Annotated in this window: 12 protein-coding genes and 1 pseudogene; 9 read left to right on the forward strand and 4 right to left on the reverse strand. The window is 49.7% G+C overall.

Features of this window, described 5'->3' with window-relative positions:
- Positions 1-4 precede the first annotated feature (4 nt).
- The 7 genes and pseudogenes from QJR74_RS03390 to QJR74_RS03420 all read left to right on the forward strand — a co-directional run bounded on the left by QJR74_RS03390 (position 5) and on the right by QJR74_RS03420 (position 12,135).
- Entirely contained in the window at positions 5-7,900 is a 7,896-nt protein-coding gene (locus tag QJR74_RS03390; protein ID WP_304373206.1) for a hemagglutinin repeat-containing protein, read from the forward strand.
- Positions 7,897-8,187: a hypothetical protein gene (locus QJR74_RS03395; protein ID WP_304373207.1), complete on the forward strand. Its 291-nt coding sequence runs from the start codon at positions 7,897-7,899 to the stop codon at positions 8,185-8,187. Before QJR74_RS03390 ends, QJR74_RS03395 begins: the two co-directional genes overlap by 4 nt.
- A 374-nt stretch (positions 8,188-8,561) precedes the next feature.
- A complete protein-coding gene (locus tag QJR74_RS03400; protein ID WP_304373208.1) occupies positions 8,562-9,092 on the forward strand; it encodes a hypothetical protein in 531 nt (176 codons plus the stop codon).
- Positions 9,093-9,432: 340 nt separating this feature from the next.
- On the forward strand, positions 9,433-10,269 hold the full coding sequence (locus QJR74_RS03405) for a VENN motif pre-toxin domain-containing protein (protein ID WP_304373955.1): 837 nt from the start codon (positions 9,433-9,435) through the stop codon (positions 10,267-10,269).
- A gap of 276 nt (positions 10,270-10,545) precedes the next feature.
- Positions 10,546-10,700: pseudogene (locus QJR74_RS15235) on the forward strand (VENN motif pre-toxin domain-containing protein); the annotation flags it as partial.
- A 203-nt stretch (positions 10,701-10,903) separates the two neighbouring features.
- Positions 10,904-11,827 (forward strand): VENN motif pre-toxin domain-containing protein, encoded by a 924-nt coding sequence (locus QJR74_RS03415; RefSeq protein ID WP_304373210.1) that lies wholly within the window; start codon positions 10,904-10,906, stop codon positions 11,825-11,827.
- Complete coding sequence (locus tag QJR74_RS03420; RefSeq protein WP_304373211.1) at positions 11,827-12,135, forward strand: hypothetical protein; 309 nt, start codon at positions 11,827-11,829, stop codon at positions 12,133-12,135. Before QJR74_RS03415 ends, QJR74_RS03420 begins: the two co-directional genes overlap by 1 nt.
- 368 nt (positions 12,136-12,503) lie before the next feature.
- On the opposite strand, the gene ykgO is transcribed toward QJR74_RS03420, so the two are convergent.
- The 3 genes from ykgO to QJR74_RS03435 form a co-directional block, all read right to left on the reverse strand.
- A complete protein-coding gene (gene ykgO, locus QJR74_RS03425) occupies positions 12,504-12,644 on the reverse strand; it encodes a type B 50S ribosomal protein L36 (RefSeq protein ID WP_048913566.1) in 141 nt (46 codons plus the stop codon).
- The gene (locus QJR74_RS03430) at positions 12,641-12,910 is read right to left on the reverse strand and encodes a type B 50S ribosomal protein L31 (RefSeq protein ID WP_304373212.1); all 270 of its coding nucleotides are present in this window, start codon (positions 12,908-12,910) and stop codon (positions 12,641-12,643) included. The genes ykgO and QJR74_RS03430 overlap by 4 nt, the downstream gene beginning before the upstream one ends.
- A gap of 86 nt (positions 12,911-12,996) precedes the next feature.
- A complete protein-coding gene (locus QJR74_RS03435) occupies positions 12,997-13,917 on the reverse strand; it encodes a LysR family transcriptional regulator (RefSeq protein ID WP_304373213.1) in 921 nt (306 codons plus the stop codon).
- A gap of 109 nt (positions 13,918-14,026) precedes the next feature.
- Between QJR74_RS03435 and lysA the strand changes: the two genes are divergently transcribed.
- A complete protein-coding gene (lysA, locus tag QJR74_RS03440) occupies positions 14,027-15,298 on the forward strand; it encodes a diaminopimelate decarboxylase (RefSeq protein ID WP_304373215.1) in 1,272 nt (423 codons plus the stop codon).
- A gap of 10 nt (positions 15,299-15,308) precedes the next feature.
- On the opposite strand, the gene galR is transcribed toward lysA, so the two are convergent.
- Positions 15,309-16,316 carry an HTH-type transcriptional regulator GalR gene (gene galR, locus QJR74_RS03445; protein ID WP_304373217.1) on the reverse strand — a complete coding sequence of 336 codons (1,008 nt, stop codon included), beginning with the start codon at positions 16,314-16,316 and terminating at the stop codon, positions 15,309-15,311.
- A gap of 439 nt (positions 16,317-16,755) precedes the next feature.
- Between galR and QJR74_RS03450 the strand changes: the two genes are divergently transcribed.
- Positions 16,756-18,489 (forward strand): penicillin-binding transpeptidase domain-containing protein, encoded by a 1,734-nt coding sequence (locus QJR74_RS03450; protein WP_304373219.1) that lies wholly within the window; start codon positions 16,756-16,758, stop codon positions 18,487-18,489.
- Positions 18,490-18,558 lie beyond the last annotated feature (69 nt).

The following is an 18,558-nucleotide window of genomic DNA, read 5'->3' on the forward strand; positions in this document are numbered from 1 at the left end:
ATGGATGAATAAAAATCGCTACCGTATCGTATTTAATCCCGCTCGAGGTATGTCGATGGTGGTCGCCGACATTACCGTATCGGCTAATACCCTTACCGCCCCCTGCACCTGCGCTGCTCGGCCGATCGCCTCGGCATTTCGCTTAACCCGGCTAAGCCTAGGGATGTTATTGGCGGCAGGAGCTATCAGTGTTCCGGCACAAGCAAAGGTTATCGCTAACTCGCAAGCCTCTTCCCATCAGCAGCCGACTATTTTACAGACGGCGAATGGTCTTGAGCAGATCAATATTCAAGCCCCCAGTGCTGCAGGGGTTTCTCATAATAAATATACGCAGTTCGATATCGAGCATCGGGGGGCGATTTTGAATAATGGCCGTACCACCAGCCAGACTCAGCTTGCCGGACAGGTGGTCGCCAATCCATGGCTTGCCAAAGGCGAGGCGAAAGTCATCCTTAATGAGGTGAATAGCCGAGACCCTTCTTTATTGAACGGCATGTTGGAGGTTGCGGGCCGCCAAGCCGATATTATTATTGCTAACCCCGCGGGGATCACCTGTGACGGTTGCGGCTTTATTAATGCCAATCGCACAACGTTAACCACTGGGCAGGTCCACTTAGCGAATGGCAACCTTAGCCATTACAAGGTGGAGCAGGGAACGATACGTGTCGAGGGGAAGGGGATGGAGAGTACCCGCCAAGATAGCACGACGCTACTGGCCCGTGCGGTGAAGATTAACGCGGCATTGCAGGCACAAACCCTGTCGATCACCACCGGCCAGAATACTATTAATGCCCATGACGGAACGGTCAGGGTCCACAGCACGCAAGGCAGTGAGCGTCCGCAGTTTGCGGTGGATGTCTCTCAGTTGGGAGGCATGTATGCCAATAAAATCCTGTTACGCGGCACCGAGTCCGGCGTCGGGGTCCACAATGCCGGGACCATAGGCGCTGGCGCAGGCGATGTGGTGATCACTTCTCAGGGGACACTCACTCACCGGGGACACCTACAAGCCAGCCAGAATATTCAACTCACCTCCCAAGGCAGTCTAGCGAGTAGCGGTACTCTGGCGGCGGGAGTCAAGCGTGACGGGCAAATGGGTCCAACCGGTCATCTACATCTCAGCAGTAATCAGGCGATCACCCTGAGCGGTGATAACCGAGCGAAAGAGGGTGTGGTGGTCAAGGCCACAGCGGTGAATGCCGATGGCAGCCAGACTCATGCCAACAGTGTCGATTTTATCTCTACATCAGGGAATATCGATACGCGCAATGCGGTGGTCGCTGCACAGGATATCCGTATCAACAGCGCGCAGCAGCTGAATAATGATGCAGGTCATTTAAGTGCTGAGAAACTCTCGATAAAGGCAACGCGTCTCTCCAATCGCTCCGGCACCTTGCAGCAGAGCGGCGAACAAGCCTTAACACTCTCCCTTCAGGAAGGGATGGACAATTATCAAGGCCGCCTGATTACGCAGAGTCAGCGCTTAACCTTGACCGGCGGGCAACTCAATAATCAGCAGGGAAAAATTAGCGCAGCAAAGCTAGCGATTCATACCGATTTATCCAGCCTCAATAATCAGCAAGGGGTGATTAGTGCTAGTAAAAATCTCACGCTCACCAGTCAAGGTATCGATAACGATCGGGGACTGATCCAAGCGGGTGAATCGCTAACCCTCACCGCGAAACAGGGCAAGATCACTAACCGAGAAACGTTGCAAACGGGGGGGATTGTAAGTCAGGGCAACTTAACGCTGAACGGTGAGGTACTGGATAATCAGGTGGGTAGGATCCTGAGTGGGGGAGATCTCTCTATAAAATCGGCCGGATTAACCAATGTGCAAGGCTTGATCCAAGCGAATCAACAACTCACCCTGACGACGCAGCGCGCGGCACTCAACAACACCCAAGGTGAACTGCTGGCGGGTAAAGACTTATTGCTTGAGAGTGGCGCGCTTATTAATACCCAAGGACGTATTGCGAGCAAAGCCAATATGCGCTTACAGACTGCGGGTCAAGCGCTGGAAAATACCACAGGACGCCTAGCGGCGGGGGGGCAGTTACAACTGAGTACCGGACAGCTGAACAATCATCAAGGGACGCTGCAAGCCATCGGTAATATTCAGGCAAGTATTGCGCAGGGGCTTGATAATCGTCAGGGCACGATACATAGCCAAGGCAACCTCCATGTCACCATGACGACCTCTCTTAATAACGATGCCGGGCGGCTTGCTGCGGGCCAGCAATTACAGGTGCAAGGGACGTCCGATACGCTCGTCCATAACGAGGCGGGCAACATGGTGGCTGGGCAACAGCTAGTGATCCAGGCTGGCGCGCTGCAGGGGGTGGGCGACCTATTATCTCATCGTGACATGCAGCTTAGCTTCGATCAGCGTTTTCTCCATCGCGGGCGGATACGCGCGAAGGGAGACATTACCGCCTCTTTTCAACAAGGCCTTGATAACCAAGGTCTACTAAGCGCGGGGGGGATAATGGCCCTGCGACTTCCCTCACTGACCAACCTGCAACAGGGCGAAATCAGCGCCAGTCACACCGATATTGAGGTACAAAATACCCTACTTAATCAGGGGCTGATTGATGGCGACCTAACGCTTATTCGCGCTGAACAGCTGGATAATATTGGGAGCGGGCGGCTCTATGGCGACCATTTAGCGTTAGAGGCTCAGCGCTTCACCCAGCGCCAAGAGGCTGGCCTATCGCCGATTACCGCGGCGCGTCAGCACTTATCGATCGCCACGTATCACCTCCATAATCTGCTAAATAGTCTTATTTTTAGCGCTGGCGAGTTAGTGGTCGGGGCCAAGCTTGATGCGCAGCGACGAGCCCAAGGCCAAGCGACTGAATTATATAACTCGAGCGCCACCATCGAGGCATTGGGATCGATGACGCTAAACAGTCAGCGTATCACTAACCTTAACGAGACCTTAACCACAGCCTTAGTTGAGGTGGAAAATACGACTCACCACGAGGCGGCACTCAGCGGTTCTGCACAGCGTTACGATTGGCAGGAGGTTGATACCCGCGATAAAAATAAATATGGGGTCCATACGGCAAAAATGCCGGATGGTACACAGAGCGAGGATTTTTATGAGTATCGCTATCAGCGTACCGTACTGGAAACACAGATCGTAAAAAGCGATCCCGGAAAAATTATTGCCGGCGGCGATTTAACCCTCAGCAGTCAACAGGTGACCAACCAAGACAGTATCGTGATGGCGGGCGCAAGGTTACTGGGGACTATCGGTTCGCTGAGCAATATTGTGACGTGGGGGGAGCGGATCACCACCGATATTGGCACGGTCACTCGATGGTATGCGAAGAAAAGCTCTGGGATATTAGGCACCGTCACCAGTCAAGGTAAGCGCACTAGCGGTTACGCCCCCCAGCCCACGACCACGACGATCGATTTTCAGCAGCACCGTTGGCAGGAAAATAGTTCCGCGCAGAGTAGTGGAAAGACAATCGCGGGGCGGACGTCGCAGGCAGTTCCTGCTGAGGGCAGTCACACCAGTACCCTCGATAACCTGCAACAGCCTGATGCCCAACAGGCCATTAACCGCGTGGTCAGCGAAACGGGGAAAACGATCCACTTCGTCCCCGCGAAGGTGACGTTACCGAACAGTGCACTGTATCAGCTACGCCCGGCAGCCGATGTGCCGTACTTAATTGAAACCGACCCCCGTTTTACCGACGCTAGGCAGTTTCTTAGTAGTAACCAGGTATACGGCCAGTTCTCCTGGACAGAAGGTTTACTGGCTAAGCGCTTAGGCGATGGCTTTTATGAGCAAGCCTTAGTACGAGAGCAAATTATTACCTTAACCGGTAGCCGCTTTTTACAAGGCTTTGACAATGACGAGCAGCAATATCGCGCACTACTGGAGGCCGGAGTCGCTTTTGCTCAGCGTTTTCAACTCACCCCTGGAATAGCGTTAACCACCGAGCAGATGGCGCAGCTGACCAGTGATATGGTGTGGTTGGTTCAACAAGAGGTCACACTGGCTGATGGCGCTACGCACAAGGTGCTAGTGCCCCAAGTCTACGCACAGGTTCAAAGCGGCGATGTCACTCGCGAAGGTGGGTTACTCTCTGCACGGCAGATGTCATTACAACTCACTGGCGATTTGGTGAACAGTGGCAGTCTGCTAGGACGCGAGTCAGTGCAGATCAAGGCTGACAACATCACCCATCTTGGCGATCTTTTCGGTCGTCAGGTGGCATTGACCGCGCTGCACGATATTACTCAGTTGGGAGGGCTGCTGCACGCCGATCAAAGTCTCTCGCTGTTAGCGGGAGGAAACATCACCAGTCAAACCGTGATGGCAGAAGAGGGTGAACATCGTTGGCGGGATCGGCCTGCCTCGATTTTTGTGCAGAGCGAAGGTGGGAGCTTAAGGTTACACGCACAGAACGACCTCACTTTGGCAGGCAGTTTGGTCGAAAATAAGGGGAAAGGTAGCCATACACAACTATCGGCGGGCAACGATCTGCAACTGACTACCGTGACGACCACAAGCCACGAGTCGTTAGAGTGGGGGAAAGGCAACGATCGACGCGTCACCCAGACGAGCGAACTGGGAAGTCATGTCAAAGGAAATGGCCAAATAACCTTATCAGCGGGACGTGATATCAGCCTACAGGCGGCAAAGGTGAGTGCGGGGGATGGCCTAAGTTTGACAGCGGGGCGTGATCTCACGCTGAAAAGTGGTCAGTCGCAACAGTGGGTGACTGAGAATAGTCAGCAACGTAGCGGCGGATGGTTATCCAGTAAAACGCAGACGCGCCATGATAGCGTTTCGACGACACAGGCATTAAGCAGTGCGGTGGAAGGTGAGCAGGTCCACCTGCAGGCGGGACATGATCTGAGCTTAGTCGGCAGTCGCGCTATTGGGTCGCAACAGGTCGTCCTGCAAGCCGGTAATGCACTGAGCTTGACGCAGGCAGAGAACAGTCGCCAAGAGATCCATCGCTACGAAGAAAAACGTAAGGGATTATCGGGGACAGGTGGGATTGGCTTTAGTTATGGACAACAGACACAACGCTCGACGGATGAGGGGCGTTCGGTAACTCATCTAGGGAGCTTAGTGGGCAGTAGCGAAGGTAGCCTAACCTTGACGGCGGGCAAGGGGCTAACCCTGACCGGCGCTGAACTGTTAGCAAAACGCGACCTAAATTTAATCGCCCAGAACGTGACTATCTCGGCCAGTGAACAGCACAGCAGTCAAAGCCATTTTTCTGAGCAAAAAAGCAGTGGCTTCACCTTAGCGCTCTCTGGCAGCGTCGGGGCGTTGGTCAATCAAGCCATTAGCCAAGCGACCTCCGTGAGCGAGGAAAACTCAGGACGCTTAGCGGCTTTAAAAGGCGTACAGTCAGCCTTGACCGGTGTCCAAGCCTACCAAGCGGTACAGGCTAACGGATTGAGTTCGGAGCCCGCGGGGACCATGGTGGGGATTAATCTCTCTTGGGGAACCCAATCATCGACCTCCACCCAAGTCCACGCGACGCAGCAACATCAAGCCAGCCAATTGATAGCCGGTAATAATCTTACCATTACCGCCCATGACGGCGATATCCGACTGACGGGCAGTCGTGCTCAAGCAGGTCAGGATATCACCCTTAAGGCGACAGGCGATGTGCTGCTGGAATCGGCAATAGACCGCCAACAAGTCAGCGGAAAAAATAGCAGTCAGGGCGGCTCTGTTGGGATTGGGTTTAACTTTGGTACTGGAGCTAAAGGGATTTCTGTCAGCGCCAGCCTTAATACGGCGAAAGGGCGTGAGAAGGGGAATGCCCTTTCCCATCGTGAGACGACGCTTGATGCCGGTGAAAAACTTACTATCGTCAGTGGCCGGGATACCCAACTCACCGGTGCGCAGGCAAGCGGCAAGAAGGTTGAGATGACGGTAGGTCGTCACTTGACCCTGACTAGCGAGCAAGATACCGATAATTACGCTTCAACACAGACCAGTGCCAGCGTGGGGGGTAGCGCAAGTATGGGCGGTGGCTCATTCTCGCTCAACCTCTCGCGCGATAAAATCGATAGTACTTACGCCTCAGTACAGGAGCAAACGGGGATTTTCGCCGGGCAGGGTGGGTTCATGATTGAGGTGGGACAACACACTCAATTGCACGGCGCAGTTATCGGCTCGACGGGTGCTGCGCAGAATAATCGTCTAGAGACAGGGACACTTGGGTTTTCGGATATCCGTAATCATGCGCAGTATAAGGTTGAGCACCAAAGTGTTGGAATGAGTTCGGGGGGCGACCCAGTAGGGCAACTAATTAAAGATGCCGCGACCTCTTTACTGTCGGCAAGTCAGGGTACTGGGAGTGCTGAATCCTTCACCCAGTCAGCGATAAGCCAAGGGACGCTAGTCGTTCGCGATCTGGCTGAGCAGTCACAGTCTTTAGCGTCGCTCAGTCGCGATGTCAATCATGCGCATGAGACGCTCAACCCAATATTTGATAAGGAAAAGGAGCAAAACCGTCTACGCGAAGCGCAATTGATTAGCAGCATAGGTGCACAAGCGGCGAATATTGCTGAGACCCAGGGCAAGCTTTCGGCGACTAAAACGGCGCAAGAGAAACTCGCCCAGCTCACCCCCGCGCAGCGGGAAGAGATGACAGGGCAGTGGCTTGAGCAGCATCCCGGTCAACAACCCGATGAGCGTAAGCTGGTAGAGTTCGCCTACCAGCAATTTTACCAGCAGGCAATGAAAGACTCGGGTTTAGGTGTTGGTGGCAGCGTTCAGCGAGCCATTCAAGCGGCGACCGCAGCAGTACAGGGCCTTGCCGGCGGGGATATTAGCGGAGCATTAGCGGGCGGATCAGCTCCCTATATTGCTAATGTTATTGGCCAAAGTAGTCTCGATACCTTCGGCAAGCAATTAGCGCATGCGACGGTGAATACGGCGCTGGCTGCGGCACAGGGTAAGGATCCTTTAGCCATGGCAGCTGGGGCCACCAGTGCAGAGCTAGTAGGGATTATCGCCAGCCAAGTTTATGGCCTTGAGGTTAATGAGCTTAGCGAGGATAAGAAGCAGACGGTCAGCGCCCTAGCAACCCTTGCCGCCGGTTTGGCTGCAGGTTTAGTTGGGGGCGATACTGAGAGTACGTTAGCAGGGATGCAGGCGGGGAAGGTGACGGTTGAGAATAACTACCTCAGTAGTGATGATATCAAAACCTTTACAGATAAATACGCCAAGGCCAAAACCGATACCGAGAAAGAAGCTCTCATGGCCGAGCTGAAGAAACTCGATATTGAGCAGCAAAAACAGGCGTTATATACAGGGATTTCGATAAACGCTCAGAAAGAGGTGCTGGCTGATCTGAAAACACTCGCTGCATCGCCAGAATGTATTGCGAAATGTCAGGAGCTGACTGCTTATTCTATTAGTGAGCTTGAACCAGTAGCTAACAATACGCAATTACATGAAGACAATCTGAAAAAGGGAATACTGGCCAGCGTTATCTATGCTCTGACTATAGAGAAACCGACCTCCGTTAGTTCTGGGTCTGGCTTGTCTTTGCTGACGAAAGAGCAGCAACAATTAATCAGAAATGCTGAAACGATCACGACAGCTAAAGGAATACAGAATCCTTATCCGAGAGATTTAAACGAAAAGGTTTTATGGAATGGGGTTAAAAATAATCCATCTAACGGTCAACCACTTAAAGGAATGAATAATGACCCTCGTTTCCCTGCATCTGCTGGTTTTCAGAAAATGCAAGTGAGTCAAAAGCTATCAGATGGTTCCAGTATAACGATTCATTACCAGTACAACTCAAATACTGGTAAGGCTTATGATATGAAAATTACTACACCACAAAGAGAACCGAGTAATCCATCTAATGTTATTGATAAGATTAAGGAAACCATTAAATGATAGTAAAAGATCAATATGAAAAAATTGATGTTTTCGCAATTTACTGGATCGGCGGAAAGACTTATTTTTATGGCCTCTCTAAGGGGTATAATGGCCTGTTAGCTTACAATGCAAAAGATGTTGAGATTATTGACTCCGTAATGACTGGTGACTTTGTATTCTATGATGATGGTGTTTTTTTTAAACCCTTGATAGAAGAAAAATTACTTGATGATTTAGTTGAAGGTGACGAGATTGCCTATAAACGTTTCTTAGAAATTCTAAAAGAAGAGGGTCGTATAGAATAGCAGTAATTTCAGTCCTTAAAGAAATCCCGCCCATAGTTGGAGAGATTTTTCTTTGAATCCATCAACAACAGACAAGATGTATTTTTGGAGTACCGCCATCTGCGCCGGTGCTTCAAAAGACGACATGGTGAGGGCCGCACCTCGACATCCGATCCCAGTTTAAAATTTAATTCACTTTAGTGCACTAAAGTGCAACTTTATGAAATTATGTTGAGAATAACTGGCTGAGTGGCCTGGAAGGCTTCGGTACTGGCTTCCAGAATAATATCCAGGCCCAGGGATCGCTGGTAAATAATACCAATCTAACTGATGAGCATGGCAAAGTACTTAATCCGGTAACCCCAGAGCAAATTAAGTATGCTTCAGACAAGCTCGTGACGGGTGAATTACCTGCCGGACAGAATACAGCAACTGGCTTATTAACGGCATGGAGTGCAGGAATGAGCACAGTTATGGCGCCTGTTCTTCTTCCCGCTACAGCAACGGCGGGAAGTATTATCGGTGCAGGGGCAATCGGCGGATCGGTAAATGTGTTCAATCAGTTGAACAGCGGGGGGCCTTTCAGTGCCACTGATGCGCTTATCGCGACAGGTATCAGCGGGCTAACTCAGGGCAAAGGGTTCTGGTTTACTGGAGCCGCAAGTGTGGGCGGAGCCTATGTTGGGGCTAAGTTGCAGGGGAACGATGCTATAGTTCCGATGATAGGTGCCGGCTTTGGAACCTTTGGAGGTGCTACCAGAGGTAAAGGTGTGGAGCGACTACAAATTACAATTCCTCAATTCACTATACCTAAAATAACAGGGGCAGTCGCTGAATCTGCCGGTTCTGAATATCTCGGCAGTTCCGCACAAAATCTAGCCGAAAAAGTTCAGCAAAAATTGGAGAAAAAGAATGATAAAAAATAAGAAAGTTAAGCTCTTATTATCATTGATCACTTCGTGGATAGTTGGTCTTTTCATCACTCTTGTAGGTAGTCGATTACTTATATCTCTGGCATCCTATTTTTTAGTGGGTGATTTTGATTTTGATCGAAATAACTTAATCAGAGGCACAGAAATATCAATCGGATGCGGGACTATTATTGGTGTGGGGCAATGCCTCATGTCGAAAGAGAAACCGTCCGCGCCTTTTAATCCCAAGTAACATACGCAAATCCCGGCCATAGAGCCGGGATAATGGTTGATAATAACTGGCTGAGCCTACCATCAGGAATATTAGCGAGAGGAAGCTGAGCTAGTAGGGATTATCGCCAGCCAAGTTTATGGCCTTGAGGTTAATGAGCTTAGCGAGGATAAGAAGCAGACGGTCAGCGCCCTAGCAACCCTTGCCGCCGGTTTGGCTGCAGGTTTAGTTGGGGGCGATACTGAGAGTACGTTAGCAGGGATGCAGGCGGGGAAGGTGACGGTTGAGAATAATTATCTGAGCCTTCCATCAGGAATGGCAGATTATGGCCAGTCAGCGTCTTCATTAGCAGCCTCTATGGTTCAAAAAGGCGCAACCCCAAATGAAATTAAAACAGCGCTTAGTCAGCATGTGAAAGGGGACTTACCTGAGGGAGCTAATATAACAAAAGCAATTGTTGAGGGATATACGGATGGTTTACTAATTGCGGGAGCTTGGTATCTGGGGCCAGCGGCATCAGTAGGCAAAGTGATTGGCGGAGGAGTTATCGCAGAGATAGCGAATGGAAGCTACCAGTGGTTTGATTTAAGTAAACCCGGAAATGAAAATAAGAGTTGGGACTATAAAGGTAGTATAGCATCAGGAATTACCGGGATGCTGGCACCTGGACGGAGTATCCAGCAGAACGTTGGAATAGCGGTAGGCGGTGCGGTTTTTATTGATGGGCCTGATATGGGGTCTGTTGGTGGTGCTGTTTCAGGTGGTACTGGGTTGGGATGGGCATTTGGTGAACACGCACCAAGAGTTTTTAATTCGTTGACTGGGAAGGAAGTACCTGGATTTGTATTTGATGCTATAGGCTCACTAGGCACAGAATTTTTGGGAGGATACACAAAAGACCTCTTAAATACACCGGTACCGCAAAATCCCCCTGAAAAAACTAAGGAGGGTAAAAAATGAACGCATATATCAAATTGCTAATTTATTCTTGTGTTTTTTGTATACTGCTTTGCTTCATTTTAGGTGCTGGCACCTCATTCATTATATACATCAAGAATGGATATTTTTTGATTCCCAATGGGCAGATAAAAAGAGCTATTATTTTCGGGGGCATTGCAGGAACAGCTATTACATCGGCGACAATAGTCTTTAACCTAATAGATAAATTTAACTTCCGCAAAAAACCGCCCTCCGAACCTAAGTAGCTTCGCCAATCCCAACCAATTGGCTGGGATTGCTGTTGAGAATAATTATCTGAGTCAGAAACAACAGGCTCAAAAGAAAGAAGAACTCGCAGAATGTAAAGCATCTCCTGTAAAGCACAGACGCAGGCAAAATGGACAGCGATTGACCTAGGGCAGGATGGCAGCTTTGCGGCGGGTATGGTGGCAGTGTTCAGCGAGCCATCCAAGCGGCGACCGCAGCAGTACAGGGCCTTGCCGGCGGGGATATTAGCGGAGCATTAGCCGGCGGAGCCGCCCCCTATATTGCTAATGTTATTGGCCAAAGTAGTCTCGATACCTTCGGCAAGCAGTTAGCGCATGCGACGGTGAATGCGGCGCTGGCTGCGGCACAGGGTAAGGATCCTTTAGCCATGGCAGCTGGGGCCAGCAGTGCAGAGCTAGTAGGGATTATCGCCAGCCAAGTTTATGGCCTTGAGGTTAATGAGCTTAGCGAGGATAAGAAGCAGACGGTCAGCGCCCTAGCAACCCTTGCCGCCGGTTTGGCTGCAGGCTTAGTTGGGGGCGATACTGAGAGTACGTTAGCAGGGATGCAGGCGGGGAAGGTGACGGTTGAGAATAATTATCTGAGTGATAAGGATATAAAAACTTTCACTGAGAAATATACTGCCGCGAAAACAGATTCTGAGAAAGAGCAGCTTTTGGCAGACCTGAAAAAACAGGACGCAGAAAAGCAGAGGCAGGCATTATCTACGGGGATCTCAATAGCCGATCAGAAAGTTGCTCTGGCAGATCTTAAAGCGCTTGCTGCCTCATTAGAATGTACCGCTCAATGCCAGGAACTGGCGGCTTATTCCATATCAGAACTGGAACCGGTAGTAAACAACACGCAACTGCACGAAAATAATATCAAGAAAGGAATATTGGCTTCAGTAATTATTGCGTTGACAGTGGATAAACCTGTCAGCAATAACTCAGCGCCAGGTTTGTCTTCTTTGACGAAAGAGCAGCAACAGTTAATTAATAATGCAGAATACATTACAACAGCCAAGGGAATACAGAATCCATTCCCGCGTGATTTGAATGAAAAGGTTCTGTGGAATGGAGTTAAGGCTAATCCATCTGCTGGAGAGGTACTCAAGGGAATGAATAAAGATCCCCGCTTCCCTGTATCAGCGGGATTCCAGAAAATGCAGGTTACTCATGAATTACCTGATGGCTCTAATATCACAATACATTATCAATACAACTCAAATACGGGAAAGGCTTATGATATGAAAATGGTGACGCCGCAAGCTAATCCATTGCAGCCAGGTCCATCGTTAAAGGGAAAATAATGAAAATACAAAATAATAGTTCTGAGAAAATCATTGATGTTTATGCTGTTTATTGGAGCCATGGAGAAACTTATTTCTACGGTTTTTCAAAGGGATATAATGGACTTCTTGCTTATAAAGCAAGTGATGTGAAGATCATTGATCCAGCGTTATCTGGTGATTTTATATTTTTTGAGGGCGGAATTTTCTATAAGCCACTAATAGATGAAAAACTTCTTGATGATCTACTTGAATATGATGAATGCGCTTATAACAGATTCCTTGAGATCCTGAAAGTTGAAGGTAGAGTAGATCCAGATTATTATTAACCTTTAACGACCCCAGCCAATCGAGCCGGAATATTTTGACTCACCGCTTATTCCTCAGCCAGCCGGATGATCAACTCCCCCTGCTCACACAGCATTGCGAGGAATAACGGTAATGACAGCGATTAATGCGCTGTTACACTGAACGGGGGCAAGGCAATCGCAACGGCCGGGCGATAGCCTGCGTGCGAGGGCAAAACTATAAAGATACGGCGTCTAAGAGTATTTTTAAATAACGCTATAAAATGCTTAAAAATTGATACATTTAGTAAACTGATAGCGAATCTGATGAAAGCTCTAATTATTGGTGATACGGGTGGGGCTTGTCCAAACACAAAGCCAGAATATTCTGGCTTTAGTCATTTAAAAACCTAACGTTTTTTCTTAGTACCTTGAACGGCTTTAAAACGCGGGTTGCTTTTACAAATCACAAATACGCGACCATGCCGACGGACGATCTTGCAATCAGGGTGACGCTGCTTTGCCGATTTCAGTGAGCTGAGGACTTTCATTCTTTTTCCTTTTTGGTGTGTTCAAAAAAACGACCGAAGCGTTGTGCAAAGCGTGCAGCACTGCCTTCTTTGGCAAACTCTTTCTGCTTACCGGTATAGAAAGGGTGCGAATGGGCAGAGACGTCTAACGTGACGTAAGGATAAATTTCGCCTTGATATTCGACAGTACGGTCGGTTTTGATCGTCGATCCAATCACCATATAGTGATCAGCGCCTAAATCGTGGAATACCACTTGACGATAAGTCGGGTGAATAGAGGGTTTCATTCTCGCTGCTAAATGTAATGTTATAATATAACAATAAAGGATCTTCAGGAGCGGTGCAAGTCTCTTCGCTCACTATGATCAGATGATTAGGTTAGCGCCTGCTCGATGCGTTGCTGCAACCTGGCACTGGTTATCCTTAAATAGTGGCTGAACATACTGCGAGCGGCAGAGTCAGGGCGATGGCGAGGGGTCACCACACTGACGGTAAACGGGACCGAAACACTAAATCGCCGCATCACTACGTTGTGGGGTAAGTAATCGATAGCGGTTAGCGGATTGATGATCGACACCCCACAACCTTGTCCAACCATGGCACAAACAGAGGCTGCACTATGAGTTTCAAGGGCAAGACGACGCGAGACCTCTTCCGTTTGGAACAGTGAATCAAGTAATTGTCGATAGCTATCGGTGCGCGACAGACTAATAAAGGGTAACTCACTAAAGTCTTGAGGAGTGAGCACCTTACGCGAAGCTAAAGGATGGTTGCTGGGCAGCACACAGACTTCATCGACTGTCAGTAAATGATCAATTTCACATCCTTCAGGAACAGATTGTGTCTCAGTAATCCCAAGGTCAAAACGTTGTGCCGTCAACCACTCTTCCAGTAAGGGCGATTCCTGCGGGGTGATAGTCATATTCGCGGCTGGGTAGTCGCGTAAATAGTCTGCGCAAGCCTGAGGCAGGAGTGATTGTGAAAAAGCGGGTAAGCAGGCGATGGTGATTTCCGATTGGTCGAACTGGGCCAAACTGGCGGCGGTTTCTTGGATACGCTGACGGCCGTACCAACTACGCTGAACCTCCTCAAATAATCGGAAACCTTGCTGAGTCGGGTGTAGGCGCCCTTGGCTACGGCGAAATAAGGGCACCGTGAGCTGCTGTTCAAGACGCGCTAATTCTCGGCTTAAGGTTGGCTGAGAGGTGCGTAGTAAGGCGGCCGCACTGGTCAGGGTGCCTTGAGTCATCACCGCATGGAAGATTTCGATTTGTCGCCAGCTTAAAGGGGTCATCACACTTCTCGTTATCGCTATATCAAAAATGAATAGAGTATCGATTAAATGATATTTTTCAATATAGAAAGAGTATGGCTTACTAAGACCCTAGCTTAAGGAGAATAGTATGCCGACCCCGATCACTGATACCGCAACTGCTTTACACCAGACTCAACTGTTGGCTTTAGCTCAACACTATCAAGGGCCTTACTGGGCCTATGATGCCGAAATTATTCGCCAACAAATCGCTAAGTTACGCCAGTTTGATGTGATTCGTTTTGCGCAGAAGTCTTGCTCAAATACCCATATCTTGCGTCTAATGCGAGAGGAAGGGGTTAAGGTTGACTCGGTATCGGTTGGGGAATTGACCCGTGCGCTGCAGGCAGGCTATCAACCGCAGGGCAACGATATTGTCTATACCGCTGATCTGCTTGATCGGGAAGGCTTGGCTCGGGTCGTCGAACTTAAGGTTACGGTCAACACCGGTTCTATTGATATGCTTAAGCAATTAGCGGACTTATCGCCGGGACATCGGGTCTGGTTGCGTATTAACCCTGGTTTTGGGCATGGACACAGTCAGAAAACCAATACCGGTGGTGAGAACAGTAAGCATGGTATTTGGTACCAACAATTACCGGATGCTTTAGCCGTGATTCAGCAGGCCGGTTTGCAGCTTGAAGGCCTACATATGCATATTGGCTCGGGAGTTGATTATCAACATCTGCAACAAGTCTGTGATGCAATGGTCGACCAAGTGCTAAGCAGTGGTTGTGATTTGCAGGCAATCTCGGCAGGTGGCGGGTTATCGACGCCTTATACCTTTGAGGATCAAGAGATCGATCCTGCCCATTACTTCTCGTTATGGGATCAGGCTCGTCAACGTATTGCGGCACACCTTGGCCATGCAGTGACCCTTGAGATCGAACCTGGACGCTTCCTTGTCGCCCAATCTGGGGTACTAGTCAGTGAAGTGCGTGGCATCAAATGGATGGGGAACCGTCATTTCACCTTAGTCGATGCGGGTTTTAGCGATCTTATGCGTCCAGCAATGTACGGCAGCTATCATCATATTTCGGTGATGCCTGCTAATGGCAGTGACGCGAGTGAGCGGCCTCATCAGCAGACGCTGGTGGCCGGACCGCTCTGTGAATCAGGTGATGTATTTACTCAGCTGGCGGGCGGGGAGGTTGAACCGCGTGACCTGCCACAAGCCCAAGTGGGGGACTATCTTGTCTTTCATGACACCGGCGCTTATGGGGCGTCTATGTCCTCGAATTACAATAGCCGCCCCTTAATTCCTGAGGTCTTGCTGGATCAAGGGCGTGCTATCGAGATCCGTCGTCGCCAAACGCTGGACGAGCTACTCGCGCTTGAGGAAGCTCTGCCCCTAAACGGCTAAGCGCGAATGGCTACAGCTCTTCTAAGCGCGCTACCGAATGGCGAATAACTAAGGTCGGTTGGAAAAGATGTGTCACTGGCGGTGGCGCTAAACCATTTCCTAAGGCTAGCGCGAGATGGGCTGCCTGCTGTGCCATCGCGACGACAGGGTAACGAACCGTTGTCAGACGTGGGCGGACATAGCGAGAGACGTGGACATCGTCAAAGCCTATCATCGAGATCTGTTCTGGTACCTGTAAACCGTTGTCGGTCAAGGCTGCTAGCGCCCCCGCAGCCATTGAATCATTATAGCAAGCGACCGCAGTAAAACCTCGGCCCTGCGCTAACAGGGAAACCATCGCTTGCTCACCGCCATGCTCATCCGGCTCTCCATAGGCAATAAATTCACTCTGCGGGATCAATCCATGATCTCGTAACGCATCGTGATAACCTGCAAGTCGTTCTTTCGCATCAGAAATCGTATGGGTAGAACAGATATAGGCGATTTTCTGATGACCTTGGCTGATCAGGTGGCGGGTCGCTAACCAACTACCATAACGATTGTCGAGGGCGATACAACGCGACTCGAACCCCTTTACCACCCGGTTATTAACCACCATGCCAGGTATTTGACGCATAATCGCTTGCAGATCGTCATCACTGATCATCTTGGCATGAACGACCAAACTTTGGCATTGGTGGCGGATGAGTTGCTCGATGGCTAATTTTTCTTGCGAAGCGCGGTGATAGCCGTTACCAATCAATAAGAAGTTGCCGGTCTGAATCGCGACTTGGTCTACTGCCTTCACCATCGCCCCGAAGAAGGGATCGGAGACATCGTTGACCAGAAGACCTAATGTCGCGGTGGATTGCTGGGCAAGGGCGCGGGCATTGGCGTTAGGAATATAATTTAGCTGCGCCATCGCCTCAGCCACCACTTTTTGTGAGTGAGTACTAGCTTTAGGGGATTGATTGAGGACTCGCGACACTGTTGCGACGGAAACCCCCGCTAATCGGGCAACGTCCTTAATAGTGGCCATAATAATACTTCCAGGGTAAACGTTTACACCACCTTATGGTACGCCAAACCTCCGACGCTGTAACCTCGACAAATGCCGCTCAGATCTCAGTTTTGCGCTAAAGTCCAAACAATTAGCATGAAAACGTTACGATACTTATTGTTAGTTACATTTTGCGGGGTTCTGTTGCGTTTTAAGGCTGGCGGTTTGTTGTGGGGTTTCAGTAAAGTAACTCTCCCAGAGGTATTAATCGGTGAACATCTATCCATGGATTACACCAGCCTGCGCATCAGCGCAGGTTTTTTTTTCACTAAAATAACCCTTAACCATTACTTTTCAATAAGTTACTAAATTTCTCATAATCCAATTACGAACTGAAACACAGTTTTCAGTCCGGATAATCCCTTTTTAAGGTAAACTATCGATAAATTTATCTTTATTGTAAACCTATCGGACTGCTATGCCCCGGATGAAAAAGAAAACAGGAAAAGACTCAGCTAAATCGCCCTTTAACTCATTTCGATTTCGTCTGGTCTGCCTCGGGGTCGTGGCCTGCTTAGGGTTATTGTTGTTACGCGTCGGCGATCTGCAATTGGTCGACCAACCGATGCTGGAGCACGAGGCTGATCAGCGCTCTCTACGTACGGTTACCTTGCCAACTAATCGTGGAACCTTATTAGACCGTAACGGTGAAACCGTTGCCTTAAGCGTCCCGTCACGCGATATTATCGCCGACCCGTTAAAAATCCTTGAAGCGAATCCTAATTTTTATAGCCCGAAATGGGCTTATCTGGCTAATGCCTTAAATATGCGTCCGGAGCAGTTGGCTAATTTAATTATGGCCAACGCTAAAAAACGCTTTCTCTATCTGGGGCGTAAAGTTGAATTGGGTATCGCCAAAGATATCTCCAGCTTACATTTGCAGGGGCTGACCTCAGTCTATGACGACAGCCGTTATTACCCGATGGCGGAGGCCGCCGCACCGCTGATTGGTATTGTCGGTGCCGATAATAAAGGCCTGAATGGTTTAGAGCATAGTTTTGATACCTTATTACAAGGTGTTCCGGGTAAAGAGAAATATCGCCAAGACCGCCACGGGAATATTATCTCCATGCTCAGCTATCAGCCGCCAACTCAGCCGCCGACAGTGCAATTGAGTATTGATAAATTTATTCAATACACCATGTATTCGAAATTACGTGATGGTGTTGAACTAAATAAGGCGGACTCTGGCGCAGCAGTGATGGTTCGTGTCGATACCGGTGAAGTGTTAGGGATGGCCTCTTATCCTTCTTACAACCCCAATAATTACGAGGGGGCGAATGCTGCGCAGATGCGTAATGTGGCGATTAACGATAGTTTTGAACCGGGCTCGACGGTAAAACCCTTGGTCATCATGGAGGGATTACAGCGCCATCTGGTTCGCCCCGACTCGGTGTTAGATACCATACCTTATCGGGTTGACGGTCATTTAATTCGCGATGTGGGGCACTGGCCGCGTCTAACCATGACCGGTATTCTTCAAAAATCGAGTGATATCGGCGTGTCGCATATTGCGTTAGCGATGCCTGCAGATGTGTTAGTGAACACTTACCGCTCTTTCGGCTTAGGCCGCTCGACGGGCTTAGGGTTGACCGGAGAAAGTGTCGGCTACTTCCCACTGCATCGTCAACGCTGGGCAGATATTGAACGGGCTACCTTCTCGTTCGGCTACGGCCTACGGGTCACGCCGTTACAAATTGCGCGCGAATACGCGACACTTGGTTCCTTTGGGCTCTATCGTCCATTATCGATTACCAAGGTCACGCCACCAGTGGTTGGCACCCGTGTGGCGGACGAAGATGTTGTTCGTAGCGTCGTGCATATGATGGAGAGTGATGCCTTACCCGGAGGCTCGGGGGTGCGTGCGGCGGTCCCTGGTTATCGGCTTGCCATTAAAACGGGTACCGCCGAGAAGATGGGAAGCAGCGGTAAATATGATGGCGGTTATATCAACTACACCGCAGGGGTCGCCCCAGCCAGTCATCCGGTAGTCGCCTTAGTCATTATGATTAACCACCCTACTGCAGGCGACCACTTCGGCGGAAGCGTTGCCGCACCAGTGTTTGGTAATATCATCGGCCCAGTATTGAAACATATGAATATTGCGCCAGATGCCATCTATACCCCGCAAGATCCTCAGGCACAACATTAAGCTGTATAAGGACGGCCAATCGGCCGTCCTTCTCTTTTCTCAGTTCGATGTTTACGCTGGCAGAAATAA

Source organism: Tatumella ptyseos (genome assembly GCF_030552895.1).
GTDB lineage: Bacteria > Pseudomonadota > Gammaproteobacteria > Enterobacterales > Enterobacteriaceae > Rosenbergiella > Rosenbergiella ptyseos_A.